The organism is Gordonia liuliyuniae, from assembly GCF_021738805.1.
Lineage (GTDB): Bacteria > Actinomycetota > Actinomycetes > Mycobacteriales > Mycobacteriaceae > Gordonia > Gordonia liuliyuniae.
In genome coordinates, this window is sequence record NZ_JAKKOR010000001.1 from 577,606 (window position 1) to 591,772 (window position 14,167).

At 67.6% G+C, this 14,167-nt stretch carries 10 protein-coding genes and 1 riboswitch; of the genes, 6 read left to right on the forward strand and 4 right to left on the reverse strand.

The features are described 5' to 3' along the window. Positions 1 to 52 precede the first annotated feature (52 nt). On the forward strand, positions 53 to 577 hold the full coding sequence (locus L5G33_RS02645; RefSeq protein ID WP_236996580.1) for a hypothetical protein: 525 nt from the start codon (positions 53 to 55) through the stop codon (positions 575 to 577). Between the two features lie 6 nt (positions 578 to 583). Here the strand turns inward: L5G33_RS02645 and L5G33_RS02650 are convergent, their stop codons facing one another. The 3 genes from L5G33_RS02650 to L5G33_RS02660 are packed head-to-tail and all read right to left on the reverse strand — an operon-like array spanning position 584 to position 3,470. Next, positions 584 to 1,645 (reverse strand): ABC transporter substrate-binding protein, encoded by a 1,062-nt coding sequence (locus L5G33_RS02650; protein ID WP_372476849.1) that lies wholly within the window; start codon positions 1,643 to 1,645, stop codon positions 584 to 586. An 11-nt stretch (positions 1,646 to 1,656) separates the two neighbouring features. Beyond that, positions 1,657 to 2,475: an ABC transporter ATP-binding protein gene (locus tag L5G33_RS02655; RefSeq protein ID WP_372476845.1), complete on the reverse strand. Its 819-nt coding sequence runs from the start codon at positions 2,473 to 2,475 to the stop codon at positions 1,657 to 1,659. Next, complete coding sequence (locus L5G33_RS02660) at positions 2,472 to 3,470, reverse strand: FecCD family ABC transporter permease (protein WP_236996650.1); 999 nt, start codon at positions 3,468 to 3,470, stop codon at positions 2,472 to 2,474. The genes L5G33_RS02655 and L5G33_RS02660 overlap by 4 nt, the downstream gene beginning before the upstream one ends. A gap of 139 nt (positions 3,471 to 3,609) precedes the next feature. Continuing rightward, positions 3,610 to 3,728, reverse strand: a riboswitch (cobalamin riboswitch). A 78-nt stretch (positions 3,729 to 3,806) separates the two neighbouring features. On the opposite strand from L5G33_RS02660, the gene L5G33_RS02665 reads away from it, so the two are divergent. The 5 genes from L5G33_RS02665 (at position 3,807) to L5G33_RS02685 (ending at position 13,339) form a co-directional block, all read left to right on the forward strand. Beyond that, a complete protein-coding gene (locus L5G33_RS02665) occupies positions 3,807 to 5,264 on the forward strand; it encodes an FAD-binding protein (protein ID WP_236996582.1) in 1,458 nt (485 codons plus the stop codon). A gap of 267 nt (positions 5,265 to 5,531) precedes the next feature. Beyond that, entirely contained in the window at positions 5,532 to 7,064 is a 1,533-nt protein-coding gene (locus tag L5G33_RS02670; RefSeq protein WP_236996583.1) for a Re/Si-specific NAD(P)(+) transhydrogenase subunit alpha, read from the forward strand. Positions 7,065 to 7,067: 3 nt separating this feature from the next. Next, positions 7,068 to 8,525, forward strand: coding sequence for a Re/Si-specific NAD(P)(+) transhydrogenase subunit beta (pntB, locus tag L5G33_RS02675; RefSeq protein WP_236996584.1), 1,458 nt, complete (start codon positions 7,068 to 7,070; stop codon positions 8,523 to 8,525). A gap of 228 nt (positions 8,526 to 8,753) precedes the next feature. Then, a complete protein-coding gene (locus L5G33_RS02680; RefSeq protein WP_236996585.1) occupies positions 8,754 to 10,526 on the forward strand; it encodes an HSP90 family protein in 1,773 nt (590 codons plus the stop codon). Continuing rightward, positions 10,523 to 13,339: a hypothetical protein gene (locus L5G33_RS02685; RefSeq protein ID WP_236996586.1), complete on the forward strand. Its 2,817-nt coding sequence runs from the start codon at positions 10,523 to 10,525 to the stop codon at positions 13,337 to 13,339. Before L5G33_RS02680 ends, L5G33_RS02685 begins: the two co-directional genes overlap by 4 nt. Before the next feature lie 15 nt (positions 13,340 to 13,354). On the opposite strand, the gene L5G33_RS02690 is transcribed toward L5G33_RS02685, so the two are convergent. Then, on the reverse strand, positions 13,355 to 14,101 hold the full coding sequence (locus L5G33_RS02690; RefSeq protein ID WP_236996587.1) for a metallophosphoesterase: 747 nt from the start codon (positions 14,099 to 14,101) through the stop codon (positions 13,355 to 13,357). Between the last annotated feature and the right edge of the window lie 66 nt (positions 14,102 to 14,167).

Consider the following 14,167-nt stretch of genomic DNA (forward strand, 5'->3'; position numbering starts at 1 on the left):
TTGAGGACAAGAACCCCTACCGCAGGAGCGGTTCGGGGCGCACACTGAAGACATGCGCACCCCGAAGATAGTCCTCGCCGTCATAGCTGCTGCCGGTCTCGTGGTCGCGGTTCCCACTCAAGCTCATGCCGCCCCTAAATGTCCGACGACGGTGACCGCGTCGACGTCGAAGGCGGCGACCGTCTCTGCGCTGCGGAACTCGTGCAGCCAGGCCGGGATCGACCGGCTGTTCCGCACCGCTGACGCCGGCGCCATCCCGAAGGGCGTCTACCACGGTCAGACGCGGCCGATCGGCGGACCGAACGATGCCGCGTCCGACGCGGCGAGCGCGATCTGGTCCGGTAAACACTTCTACAACGGTTGGCTCAACAACCGCGTCCTCGGCGGAGAAGCACTGTCGGCGAACGTGTACTACGGACCGTCGACCGTCGACGGCAAACGCGTCGTCCGCATCGACTACGCGCGCAGCGGTCTCGGATTCGCACACGACGAGCTTCGTCGCCTGCCCAACGGGGTCTACGTGGGCTACGGCTTCCTCGGCGCCGACAAGGGTGTGAGCTTCTGGGTGTGGAAGTGAGTTGAGTCAGCGCACCAACAGATCGTTTCCGTTCAGTCCGAGCGACGCCACGTCCAGCGAGGTCGTGATAGACGACTCCGGCAGGGAACCCTGCTGTTCCAGGGCCTTCCGGAGAATCTCTGCGGCGTCGATGTTGAGGGGACTCGACACCCACATCGCGTAGGGCAGGTTGATGAACCGCTTCTCCTGCACCGCTCGCAGCGACCGACTCGCCGGGTTGCTGCGCAGGCTGGCTATCTTCTCTTCCACCGACTGACCCGGGTAGTCGACGAACGCGATCACGTCCGGATCCGCGATCGCCAGACGTTCCCAACTGACCGCTGTCCATGTGTCGTCGACATCCTGGGTCGCGTTATGCGCGCCTGCCGCGTCGATGATCCCTTGCGGTCCGCCGAACGATCCCGACGTGAACACGGTGTCGCTCCCGCTGTCGAACAGGAAGACGGTCGGCCGGTCCCGGGTCTGCGGTGCGGCCCGCAACGTCGCCAGACGGTTCCGGACCTCGTCGGCTGCAGCCGCGCCCTCGTCGGCGTGGCCGGTGATCGTGCCGATGTTGCGCAGATCGGTGTCAAGCGCCACCCAGGGATCCATCGTGCCCCGTTCACTCTCGCCGTCCGCCTGGCGGCACGCCTCCGAAAGTTGATAGACGTCGATGCCGTGCTGAGCCAGCACGTCGACGGTGATCCCGCGGGATTCACTCATGCCGTAGTTGTAGCCCGCGTAGACGACCTGCGGTCGAGCGGCGACGAAGTTCTCGAGCGTCGGGTTCTCGGTGGTCACCTCGTTCAGGGCGTCGACTTGCTGTCCGAATTCGAGGCGGAGGATGTCGGCGTCGCGCGAGAGTGAACTCACCGCGGTGATGTTGTCGCGGGCGCCTGCCGCCAATGCGGTCGCGATCATCCCGCCGTCGTTGACGAACAGTCGGTCGAGCGGCTGGTCGAAGGTCACCTCCTCGCCGCAGTTGGTGACCGTGACGGTGGCTCCGGTCGTGGACGTCGACGCCGAACCGCACGCGGCAGCGGTGACGGCGATCGCGGTCGTCGCGGACAGGGCGATTACGGTGCGCACGGCACGGGATGTCACGGGGACTCCTTCGGGAGGGAAGCGGCGAACGGCGTGGCTTCGGTGAGTAACAGATGAGGCAGGTCGGTGACGGGGTGACCGACGACGTCGCCGCGCACGGCGAAGACGTCATGGACGAGTTCGGGGGACAGCACCTCGACCGGGGCGCCGAACGATCGGAGTGTCCCGTCGCAGACGACGGCGACCAGGTCGAAGTGACGCAACACCAGGTCGAGGTCGTGAACAGCGGCGACGACGGTGCAGGGGAGTGAGTCGATCAGGTCCATGAGGCGAAGGCGCCACGCGGCGTCGAGATGATTCGTCGGCTCGTCCAACACGAGCGCGGGCACGCACTGAGCGAGTGCACGGGCGATGGTGACGCGGTGGCGCTCACCCCCGGACAAGTCCGTGCAGGCCCGGTCGGCGTAGGCGAGCATCCCGACAGCCGTGAGAGCGTCGTCGATGATCGAGCGATCGGACCGATCGGCGACCGACCACGGGCCGCGATGCGGGGTCCGTCCGAGGCCAACGGCCTCGGTGACCGTCAGGTCACCGCTCGGCTGGTCCTCTTGCCCGACGTACGCCACCGACAGTGCGCGTCGTCGAGTGCGCATCGAGGCGACGTCGACGCCGTCGAAGGCGACGGATCCGCGCGCGGGCCGTGCTATTCCGGCGAGTGTCCGCAACAGCGTGGTCTTTCCGGCGCCGTTCGGGCCGACGATGGCGAGTCGTGCTCCGCTCGGCACACAGAAGTCGATGTCGGTGACCACGTCGCGACCGCCGACGGCGCAGGTGAGGCCGGACGCGCGGACCGCGACAGCACTGTGCGGCTTCACGATTGATTCCCGAACGAGTAGGAGCGGCGGTTCATCAGGAACAGGAAGACGGGTGCACCGATCAGCCCGGTGACGATGCCCAGGGGCATTTCGCGGGGCGCAGCGACGACACGCGAGATCACGTCCACCCAGACCAGGAAGAGTGCGCCGCCGAACACGGCGACCGGGAGCATCGCCCGGTGGGTGGCTCCGACGACGAGTCTCGCGGCGTGCGGGACGATCAACCCGACGAACCCGATCCCGCCGGACACGGCGACGAGTACGCCGATCAGGATGCCTTGCACGGCGAACAGTCCGTTCCGCAACGCGGTGACCGGTACGCCGAGCGACGCGGCGGTGTCGTTGCCTGCCGCGTACGCGTCCAGCCACGACCGGATCATGAGCATCCCGATTGTCGCCACAGCGACAACCGCCGCTGCGATCGGCACCTTGGCCCACGTCGCGCCGGACACGCTGCCGAGCATCCAGAACATGACTCCCTCGGCGGCGTGCGGGTCGCCAACGGTGAAGACCATCATCGACGACAGCGCCATGAACGCGGACGACAGGACGACCCCGGACAGGACCAGGCGGAGTGCGGTGAGCTCACCCTGGGCGCGCGCGACCGAGTAGACGATCGCCGTCGCCGCCAGCGCGCCGATCAGTGCGCCGCCCGACAACGCCCAGACCCCGAACGCGGAGAACGCGCCGACAGTGAGGACCGCGGTCGCCCCGACCGCTGCGCCGGAGGAGACACCGAGGAGATAGGGGTCGGCGAGGGGGTTGCGCACCAGCGTCTGCATCAGTGCACCCGCCAGGGCCAGGCCTGCGCCGACGACGGCGGCCATCACCGAGCGGGGCAGACGGAGATCCCAGATGATGATGTCGTACGCGGCGTCGCCCCGCTGCCCGGTCAGTCCGGCGTACACCGACCGCCAGACCTCGTCGATCGGGATGTTCTCGGCGCCGAAGGCGACGGATACGACGACGCTGACGACGGTCATGGCCGCGAGCATCACGACGAGTGGGTACGGGCCGAACAAGGATGAGCCGGCTGCGGCGAGTGGTGGTTTCTCTGCCGTTGAGGACGACACGATGCGTCTTTCGATGTCGGGTATCTGTGCGCGAGATACGTGATGAACATTCGTGAGTGCAGCTGGTGATCGGACTCGGGTCTCCACGACGGAGGCCCACACCGTTGCGCGCCAGTCCCGGATTCTCACCGGGTTCCCCGCTGCACTCTGTCGATGACAGTAGCAATGCGTCCGCGATGCGCGGTTCGTCGGTGCCGTCGAGCGCGCACAACCACAGAAACTAGAACTTGTTCTAGACGCTCGTCTAGGCTGAACTCCATGAGCGGTCTGGACATTCCTGAAGTAATCAACGCGAGCGACGTCACCGAGTGGAACGACGTCGTCGACATCCTCGTGCTTGGCGCGGGTATCGGCGGATGCTGCGCCGCAGTCGAAGCGGCGACGAATGGCGCGAACGTCCTCGTTCTGGAGCGGTCGGCCGCGGCGGGCGGCACGACGTGCATGGCGGGCGGCCACTTCTATCTCGGCGCAGGCACCGCGGTGCAGCAGGCGACCGGGCACGCCGACAGCGCCGACGAGATGGCCAAGTACCTGACCGCAGTCTCACGCGAACCCGAACACGACAAGATCCGCGCCTACTGCGACGACAGCGTCGACCACTTCAACTGGCTGGAGAACCTGGGCTTCGAATTCGAACGGAGTTACTACCCCGAGAAGGCTGTCATCCAGCCGCAGACGCAGGGCCTCATGTTCACCGGCAACGAGAAGGTCTGGCCGTTCTACGAGAAGGCGGTGCCCGCCCCGCGTGGTCACAAGGTGCCGGTCGAAGGCGACACGGGCGGCGCGGGCATGGTGATCGAGCTGCTCGTCAAACGACTCGGCGAACTCGGCGTGCCCATCCGGTACGAGGTCGGCGGCCGCAAGCTGGTGGTCGACGACACCGGTGCCGTCGTCGGCGTCCAGTACAAGGATGGGGCGGACGAAGGCTTCATCCGCGCGACGTCGGTGATCGTCGCCGCGGGCGGATTCGTCATGAATCCCGACATGGTCGCGCAGCACGTGCCGCAGCTCGCCGAGAAGCCGTTCACGCTCGGCAGCACCTACGACGACGGGCTCGGCATCCGCATGGGCGTCTCCGTCGGCGCCGCACTCAAGCACATGGATCAGGCGTTCATCACCGCACCCGTCTACCCGCCGTCGATCCTGTTGACCGGCCTCGCCGTCAACAAGGAGGGCAAGCGCTTCGTCGCCGAGGACTCGTACCACTCCCGAACCTCCGGGTTCGTGATGGACCAGACCGACCGGGCCGCCTACCTCATCGTCGACGAAGCGCACATGAAACGGCCCGAGTTCCCCCTCGCCCCGTTCATCGACGGATGGGAGACCGTCGAAGAGATGGCAGACGGCCTCGGCCTCGACCGCGAGACCCTCGTTTCGACTCTCGACCGGTACAACACCTATGCTGCGAAGGGCGAGGACCCCGATTTCCACAAGAGCCCGGAATTCCTCGCACCGCAGGATCGCGGGCCCTGGGCGGCCTTCGACATGAGCCTCGGCAAGGCGCTGTACGCCGGTTTTACGATCGGTGGCATGGCGACCACCGTCGACGGCGCGGTCCTGGACGAGAGCGGTTCGGTAATCCCGGGCCTGTACGCTGCCGGAGCCTGCGCCGCCAACCTCGCGCAGGACGGGAAGGGCTACGCATCGGGCACCCAGCTCGGTGAAGGGTCGTACTTCGGGCGGCGTGCCGGCGCATCGGCTGCAGCACACATCTGAGCTGGCCTTGTGACGCACCTTACAGCGGCGTGAGGGCTCTGACCCTCATGCTAAGTTCGTCGCACGTTTTTCATAAGCGGGATCGGCCACGTGTCGCCCGCGCGCATCGAGCGAGTTCGACGTAGCACTGGCCGATGGATGCAGACCGCCCCGTGAAAAGGGCGGCCTCTTTTCTGCCATCCGTCTCACCCTGGTGCCGCATCGACTTCGACTCGGTGCGGACATCAGACAAGTGAGAACAGGAAAGAGTGTGGGAGAGGCAGTGACATGCTGATCGGCATCCCCCGGGAGACTAAGGCAGGCGAGACGCTCGTTGCGGCCACCGCGAAGACGGTGGCGCAACTGCAGCAGCTCGGCTACGAGATCGTCGTCGAAGCCGACGCCGGTGCGCTCGCAGAGCAGCCGGACGCGGCGTTCTCGGACGCCGGTACTCGAATCGGCTCCTCCGACGACGTGTGGGCGTCCGACGTGGTCGTCAAGGTCAACGCCCCGACCGACGAGGAGATCGCGCGCATGCGCCGCGGCGCCGTGCTGATCTCGATGATGGCTCCGGGCCGCAACCCGGAGCTGGTGGAGAAGTTGCAGAGCGCGGGCGTCACGGCGCTGGCCATGGACGCTGTGCCGCGCATCTCGCGTGCGCAGTCGATGGACGTGCTGTCGTCGATGGCCAACGTTGCGGGCTACCGCGCTGTCGTTGAAGCGGCGCACGAGTTCGGGCGCATGTTCACCGGCCAGGTGACGGCGGCGGGCAAGATCCCGCCTGCACGTGTGTTCGTCGTCGGCGCCGGTGTCGCAGGCCTGGCCGCGATCGGTGCGGCGTCGGCCATGGGCGCCGTGGTGCGCGCGTTCGACGTGCGTCCCGAGGTGGCCGAGCAGGTCGAGTCGATGGGCGCCGAGTTCGTCAAGGTCGACTTCGAAGCTGAGAAGTCTGAGGACGGCTACGCCAAGGAGATGACCGCCGAGCAGGAGGCGGCCACCGCGTCGATGTACGACGAGGAGGCGCGCGCCGCCGACATCGTCATCACCACCGCGCTCATCCCCGGCCGTCCCGCACCGAAGCTGGTCAGCGCCGACACCGTCGCGGGAATGCGCCACGGATCGGTCATCGTCGACATGGCCGCGGCCAACGGCGGCAACGCCGAGGGCACCGTCACCGACGAGAAGATCGTCACCGACAACGGCGTCACGATCATCGGCTACACCGACCTGTCCGGTCGCTTGGCCGCACAGACGTCGCAGCTGTACGGCACCAACATCGTCAACCTGCTCAAGCTGCTCACGCCGGAGAAGAACGGCGAGCTCACGCTCGACATGGATGACGTCGTCCAGCGCGGCATCATCGTCACGCGCGACGGCGATGTGATGTGGCCGCCGCCGCCGGTCCAGGTGTCGGCTGCTCCGAAGGCCGCGCCCGCTGCGGCCGCTCCCGCCGAGGAGCCCAAGGAGCCGATGTCGGCTGGTGCGAAGGTCGGCCTGGTTCTGGTCGGGGCGGTGTTGTTCTTCCTGGTCAACGCGTTTGCCCCCGATCCGATCCCACAGCACTTCACGGTGCTGATGCTGGCGATCGTCATCGGCTACTACGTCATCGGCAAGGTGGCGCACGCACTGCACACGCCGCTGATGTCGGTCACTAACGCCATCTCCGGTGTCGTGGTCGTCGGCGCGCTCCTTCAGATCGCAACCGGCAACACCACGATCCTGGTGTTGTCGACGATCGCGATCCTGCTCGCCTCCATCAACATCTTCGGCGGCTTCGCCGTCACCCGACGCATGCTCAGCATGTTCAGTAAGGGGGCGTGAGACATGGACATCAACTCCATCTCCATCGCGGCGTACATCGTCGCATCGCTGCTGTTCATCCTGTCCCTCGCAGGACTGTCGAAACACGAGTCGGCCAAGAGCGGTCTGACCTACGGCATGGTCGGCATGGTCATCGCCCTCGCGGCGACCATCGCGGTGGCCGTCAGTGATCTGAACGATCTCGACTTCGCCGGGGTGTCATTCAACAAGTGGCTGCCGATCGGCCTGCTCATCGCGGCCGTCGTCGTCGGCGGACTCATCGGTCTGTGGCGCGCGAAGATCGTCGAGATGACCGGCATGCCCGAGCTCATCGCGCTGCTGCACTCGTTCGTCGGTCTCGCCGCCGTCCTCATCGGCTGGAACGGCGCGATCCAGGGCGCTCACCTGCACGACGTCGCCCCGGACGACCAGGGCGCGATCATCGGCATTCACGCCGCTGAGGTCGCGATCGGCATCTTCATCGGTGCAGTCACCTTCACCGGTTCGATCATCGCCAACCTGAAGCTGTCGGCGAAGATGAAGTCGGCTCCGCTCATGCTGCCCGGCAAGAACTTCATCAACGTCGGATCGATCGTCGTGTTCGCCGTCCTGACCGGCGTGTACGTGGCACGGGACGACCATGCCGACACGACCGGCTACATTCTGCTCGCGGTCATCACCGTCGTCGCACTGCTCTTGGGACTGCACCTGGTGGCGTCGATCGGCGGCGGCGACATGCCGGTCGTCGTGTCGATGCTGAACTCGTACTCCGGTTGGGCCGCTGCCGCGTCGGGTTTCCTGCTCAACAACGATCTGCTGATCGTCACCGGTGCCCTCGTCGGCTCGTCCGGTGCGTACCTGAGTTACATCATGTGCAAGGCGATGAACCGATCGTTCATCTCGGTGATCGCGGGCGGCTTCGGCATCGTCGCCGGGCCATCGGACGACACCGACTACGGCGAACACCGCGAGATCCAGTCGGATGCGGCCGCCGAGCTCCTCGCGGGCGCCAAATCGGTTGTCATCACCCCGGGCTACGGCATGGCCGTCGCCCAGGCCCAGTACCCGGTGGCCGATCTGACCGCCAAACTGCGGGCGAAGGGCGTGGACGTCCGGTTCGGCATCCACCCGGTCGCCGGTCGTCTGCCGGGCCACATGAACGTGCTGCTCGCCGAGGCGAAGGTGCCGTACGACATCGTCCTCGAGATGGACGAGGTCAACGACGACTTCCCGGAGACGGACGTCGTGCTGGTCATCGGAGCCAACGACACCGTCAACCCGGCGGCCGCCGAAGATCCGAGCTCGCCGATCGCGGGCATGCCGGTTCTCGAAGTGTGGAACGCCAAGGACGTCATCGTGTTCAAGCGTTCGATGGCCGCCGGTTACGCAGGCGTCCAGAACCCGCTGTTCTTCCGCGACAACACGCAGATGCTGTTCGGTGACGCGAAGGACCGCGTCGAGGAGATCATCTCAGCGCTGTAACGCATCACGTCGCTTACGTCCGAGCTTGGTGGCCGCATCCCGGTCACCAGACTCGGACGTAAGTGTCTTGTGGGTGGGCTCGGCGCGGCTTGCGCGGGAAACCTACACCGGTCGCGGCCACGAGTGGTCCATTGCCCGATGCCAGTCGTGAGCGGTGTAGGTCTGACTAGGGAGTAGCGGAACGGGTGACGTCGTGGGCGCACGCGCCCGGCCCGTACCATCGAGTCCATGGATGACGCTCGAATGTTCGACGTCGATCTGCGCGCTCTGATCGAGGTCCTCGGCACCAACCTGTACACCGGGCCCGGGGTCTACGTGCGGGAACTGCTACAGAACGCGATCGATGCGCAGACCGTCGCCGGGCGGCCGGACGAGCCGATCGAGATCACCGCGGACGGAAGCGACGTCGTGCTCGCCGACCACGGTGTCGGGATGAGCGCAGGCACCATCGCCGACCTTCTCGGCACCATCGGAGCGAGTTCGAAACGCGATCCGTTCGGTTTCGGTTCCACATCACAGATCGGGCAGTTCGGTGTCGGGCTGCTCAGTGGATTCCTCGTCGGCGACCGCATCGAGGTCTCCTCGCGTGCCGGCGGCTCCGAACCCGTCGTGTGGACGGGGTCGTCGGACGGCCACGTGGAGATGCGGGCGGGCGAACGCGCCGAGACGGGCACCACCGTCCGCATCGAGGCGCGCGGCGATGCGAAGATGTGGCTCGCACCCGACCGCGTGCGCACCCTCGCCGCCGAGTACACCGGGATGCATCCGACCCCGGTCCTGGTGAACGGCGACCGGGTCAATCCAGGCGTCGGGCTGTTCGGCGATCCGTCCGGTGGCCGAGACGCGGCCCGTGTCGCCTTCTGCCAGGACGAGTTCGGCTTCACGCCGTTGGAGATGTTCGAGGTCGACGTCCCCGAGGCCGGGCTGCGCGGCGTGGCGTTCGTCCGGCCAACCGGCGGCGACCTCGTCGCCCGCGCCGTGCACCGCGCGTATGTCAAAGGCCTACTCGTTGGCGACGTGCCCGGGCTTGTCCCGGAGTGGGCGTACTTCGTGCGTGTCGTCGTCGACGCGACGGGACTCAAACCGACGGCGTCGCGCGAAGGGATCGTCCACGACGACCTGTTCGATGTGGTGGCGGCGTCGTTGGGCGACCAGATCCAGGCGTGGCTGACCGGGCTCGGCGCCCGCCCCGCACTGCGGGAACGGTTCCTCGCCGTCCACGAGCAAGGCGTGAAAGCGCTCGCCGCGCATCGACCCGAACTGCTTGGATTCGTAGACAAGCACTGCGTGTTCGAGACCAATGTGGGGCCGATGCCGCTCGCCACGTTCCGCGCCCGTTTCGACACGATCAGGTACGCGGGCAGCATCGACGACTACCGCGTCCTCGCGGACGTCCTCGCCGGCCGCGGAATCGGCTTGGTGAACGCCGGGCATGCGTTCGAGACGGCGGCGATCCGCGCGATCGTCGCCGCCGATCCGTCGATGCGCTGCGAACCGATCGGCCAGCAGTTCCTGCTGTCGGCGCTGACGATGCCGTCGCGGGAGGTCCGCGCGGAGTTCGACGGCGCAGTGCACGTCGCGCGCCGCGCAGTGTCGCCGTTCCAGTGCGAGGTGACGCTCCGCGCGTTCGAACCCGAATCGGTGTCGGGTCTGCTACTCACCGACGACACCGCACAGATCGCTCAGGACCGCTCGGAGATGTTGTCGCAGACGGCGGGCGAGCCCGACGCGTGGCTGGCGGCGCTGTCGGCGATCGACGACGGCGAAGCCGCTCCCACGAGACCATCGTTGGTGTTGAACGTGACGAACCCGCTCGTCGCGCGGCTGCCGACGCTGGCCGACGATGTGGTCGCCGGTGCTCTCGTCCGCGCGATCTACAGCCAGGCCATGCTCCGCGCCCGCCGATCGGTGCGGGTTGCGGCCGCCTCCGAACTCGATTCGGCGATAACTCTGCTCGCCGACCTCGCCACCCGTGACCGCATCGAAGGGACATCGGAATGACCGGTGCCGGGCCGATGGATGAGCCCGTCTCCGAACTGCTCGACGACTTGTGGATGGCGCGGCACGGCGACCCTCGCTTCGGGCACGAGGACTTCTCGCAGTTTCCGGCGTTGATCGCTCGGGCCGATGAGCTCGACGACCTCGATCTGCGCTTCCTCACGCGGCTGGAGGCCTCGTATGCCGCACTGTGGTCGGGCCGCACGACCGACGTGTTGACGCTCGTCGCCTGGCTCCTCCAGACGATGGAGGCAGAGGGGACAGCACTCGACATGCAGGACTGGCAGGTCGAGCAGTTTGAGACGACCGTCGTCGATCTCCTCGATGCTCTCGTCGGCGTTCCCGAGCTCGCGCTCGGCCAGGTCGAGGCGCTCGTCGCTGACTGGGCGCGACGCGTCCGGGGCACCGCCTACTACGCGCCGGCGGTCGAGGCTGCCGTGCACGGGTGGATCGCCGTCCACCGCGGTGATCCGGCCGAAGCGATCCGTATCCTCGACCAGTGCACCGACTTCACGCCGCCGTCGGGCACCTGCGGGCCGGGGACGCGCGCGACGTTGGCCTCGGTCTACAGTGCGGCGGGCGGATACGCGCAGGCGCAAGCGTTGTCGTCCGCCGACCTCGACGGAGACCCGAGTGAACGCTGCGGGTTCTATCCGGCGGAGACGTACGGCGCGTTGATCGACGGCTGGGGGCGGGACGGCCGCCGCGACGATGTGATCCGGGCGGCCGCAGCCCTGGACGAGACGTACGGCCCGGTCCGGGTCTATCACCACGTCGCCGACGCGCTCGTCGCACTGATTCGGGTTGATGCGCTCGAGCGGGCGTTGCCGATGGCTCTCAAGTACCTCGACGCTGTCGACGAGGGCGCCAACCTGTACGCCGAAGCGCAGTTGGCGGCCGCCCTGTCGGCGACTCTCGCGTCGGCGGCCGCAGCCGACCCCGACACCGTCGTCGCGCGACGAGATGGCGACGGCGCACCGGTGCTGGTCTCCGCCGCGCAGCTCGCCGAGGAACTCGCCGATCGGGTCCGTTTGGCTGGCGGCCGGTTCGACGTGCGGAACGCGTCGTCGTGGGCGTCGTCGTCATTCGACGAGATCCTTGCACTGCGGACGACCGGGTCGAGCCGGAACGCGGGCGGTCGAGTGAAGGCGGTGTCGGAGCGGTCGGCCGAGGAACTGATCAGCGGCCTGACGTCGTTCGGCTCGGTGTCGCCTCGACGGTCCGCGCATTGTGCAGACGCGTTGCGGGGGCGCCTCGGCGAGCTCGACGGTCGGAGCCTCGCCCGCGCACGGCACATGCTCGCGTGGGATCGTCGGCGCGAGGATCCGCAGCAGGCGATCGCCGACCTGCGCGCGGTGGCAAACGAGACGAGGGAGGCGTACGCCTCGTGGTCTGCGCAGTCGGAGCTGCTCGCTGCGCTGCTGGAGGTCCACGGCGGTGACGCGCCGCCCGAGACTCTTCTCGACTGGCCGGACGGCGACCCGACGTGGAGCGCCGGAGCCCAGGCGAACTTCGCGCGTCTGCGCGCGATGGCGATCGCGCCGTTCGACGGCGATCGGGCCGTCGCCGCGGTCAACGAGGGCCTGGCTATCCTCGGCCGTGTCGATCGCGGCGAGATCGCGCTGATCTCCGATCCCGATGCGGTGGCGGCCGCCGTGGGTTCGATCGACGCGGACGCAGCGGCGCAGCGCGCGGTGCTCCATCATCTGCGAGCCGATCTCGTCGGTGAACTCGACACGGCCGATCCGGCGGCCGACGTGGACGCCGCTCTCGTCGCCGCGCGTCGAGCCGTCGACCTCGCGTCCGACCCGGATCAGGCGATGGCGTTCCGCGGGGGTCTCGTTGACGCGCTGCAGTTGGCCGCCGGGGTGCAGGCGCAGACCGACCTCGAGTCGGCGCTGCTGTTGATGGCAGAGGCGGAATCGCATGCGAGGTTCGCGCAACTCGGTCAGGTGCTGAACGCACGGATGGCGTTGGCGAGCGACGCGGGCGATCTGGACATCGCGCGCGACGACGCCGAGCGCGCGGTCTCCGTGTGGACGGTGGAAGGCGATGAACACGCAGCGGACTCGTCGCGATTCGATCTCGCGCACGTCATGTTGATGCGTGAGGAAGATCCGCTCGCGATCGTCGAACTGGTGCAGCCCGCGGTCGACGCGATGGCTGAGCGCGGTGACCTCGGCGCGCAGATGCACGGCACCCAGATGCTCGCGCGGGCGCAGTCGGCCGCGGGGCGGGCAGGCGACGCGGTCGCGTCGTTCACTCAGGTCATCGACGCGTACGCCGGGCAGGCGCCCGTCGGTCTCATGGGGCAACTGCATGGCGCACGCGCCGTCGAACTCGCTGAACTCCAACGGTTCGGTGAGGCACTCGTCGACCTGGACACCGCAGTCGACGCCTACACGCAGGCGGGCGGCGCGTTCGAGGTGGGCGAGGCGTTGCGGACAGCGGCGCTCACCGCATTCTTCGCCGGAGATCACGACCGTGCGCTCGCGTATCTCGCTCACGCGGAGCGCACCTACGAGGAGATCGCCACCTCAGCGCCGGTCGACTTCGAACGCGCGCGTCTGGACTTCGCCCGCGCCGACATCATCCGCGAGCGTGAACCCGAACGCGCCGAGACTCTGCTGCGCGACGTCGCTGGACGTGCCCGTGCCGCGAATTGGATCGGACTGCTGGTCCCGGTTCTGCATCTGAGTGCGATGCACGCTGTCGAAACCGATCAGCAGGCACGCGCGCGCGAACTGGTCGTCGAGGCATTGCGGCACGCGCCCGACCATCCGGCGTTGCTGGGATTGCTGGCGGAGTTGGACTGACGCGGTCCGCGCGACTCAGCGCACGCTGCGGAAGTGCGTCGTCAGACGGTCGACTTCGATGAGGTGGAAAGCCAGGCCCGCGGGCTGGGAGTCGTTGACGATGTCGTCGCCTTCGAACGGGAGGTTCAACGTCGAGGACACCCCGGGCGCGGTCACGACCGGGACGCCCGCGAACATGCCGACCGACGGCGAGTGGATGTGGCCGCACACGAGCCCAATGATCTGGGGGTGACGGCGGACGAACGCTTCGAGGTGTGACGGGTCGAGCTGCGCGATCGAGTCCATGAACGGCATCCCGACCCGATTCGGCGGATGGTGGAACGCGATGAGGACCGGGACGTCGCCCGCCTCTGAGATCTGTTTCTCGGCCCAGGAGAGGGTCTGATCGGAGATCGCGCCGTCGTTGCGGCCGGGGATCGACGAGTCGAGCGCCAAAAGCAGCAGCCCGTCGAGCAGCAATGCCGAGTCGACCGGCGCGGAAGTATCGACTGCGTCGGGCTGGTCGACGGCGCGGTAGGCAGTTCGATCGTCGTGGTTGCCGAGCAGCGTCAGAGTCGGAATGTCGGTGGCGAGGGTGGCGGCCGCTTCGCGGTACTGGTCGATGGTCCCTTCGTCGGTCAGGTCGCCGGTCACCAGGAGCGCGTCGATGTTCGCGGACCCGCCGCACCGATCACGCAGATAGTCGAGGACGGCGACGATCCGCTCGCGATGGTCGACGTCACCGCGGAAATGCAGATCGCTGATCTGCGCGACGACGAGCATGCCGCTCTCCCCTCCGTGGACCGCGCGTACCGCACCAGGCTAACGGACGGGTGCGGTCACCGCCGA

What these genes read in the sequence shown, in the direction of transcription:
- L5G33_RS02645 (WP_236996580.1), top strand. Translation starts at nt 53, where the DNA reads ATGCGCACCCCGAAGATAGTCCTCGCCGTCATAGCTGCTGCCGGTCTC.
- L5G33_RS02660 (WP_236996650.1), bottom strand. Translation starts at nt 3,470, where the DNA reads ATGCTCGCGGCCATGACCGTCGTCAGCGTCGTCGTATCCGTCGCCTTC.
- L5G33_RS02665 (WP_236996582.1), top strand. Translation starts at nt 3,807, where the DNA reads ATGAGCGGTCTGGACATTCCTGAAGTAATCAACGCGAGCGACGTCACC.
- L5G33_RS02670 (WP_236996583.1), top strand. Translation starts at nt 5,532, where the DNA reads ATGCTGATCGGCATCCCCCGGGAGACTAAGGCAGGCGAGACGCTCGTT.
- pntB (WP_236996584.1), top strand. Translation starts at nt 7,068, where the DNA reads ATGGACATCAACTCCATCTCCATCGCGGCGTACATCGTCGCATCGCTG.
- L5G33_RS02680 (WP_236996585.1), top strand. Translation starts at nt 8,754, where the DNA reads ATGGATGACGCTCGAATGTTCGACGTCGATCTGCGCGCTCTGATCGAG.
- L5G33_RS02685 (WP_236996586.1), top strand. Translation starts at nt 10,523, where the DNA reads ATGACCGGTGCCGGGCCGATGGATGAGCCCGTCTCCGAACTGCTCGAC.
- L5G33_RS02690 (WP_236996587.1), bottom strand. Translation starts at nt 14,101, where the DNA reads ATGCTCGTCGTCGCGCAGATCAGCGATCTGCATTTCCGCGGTGACGTC.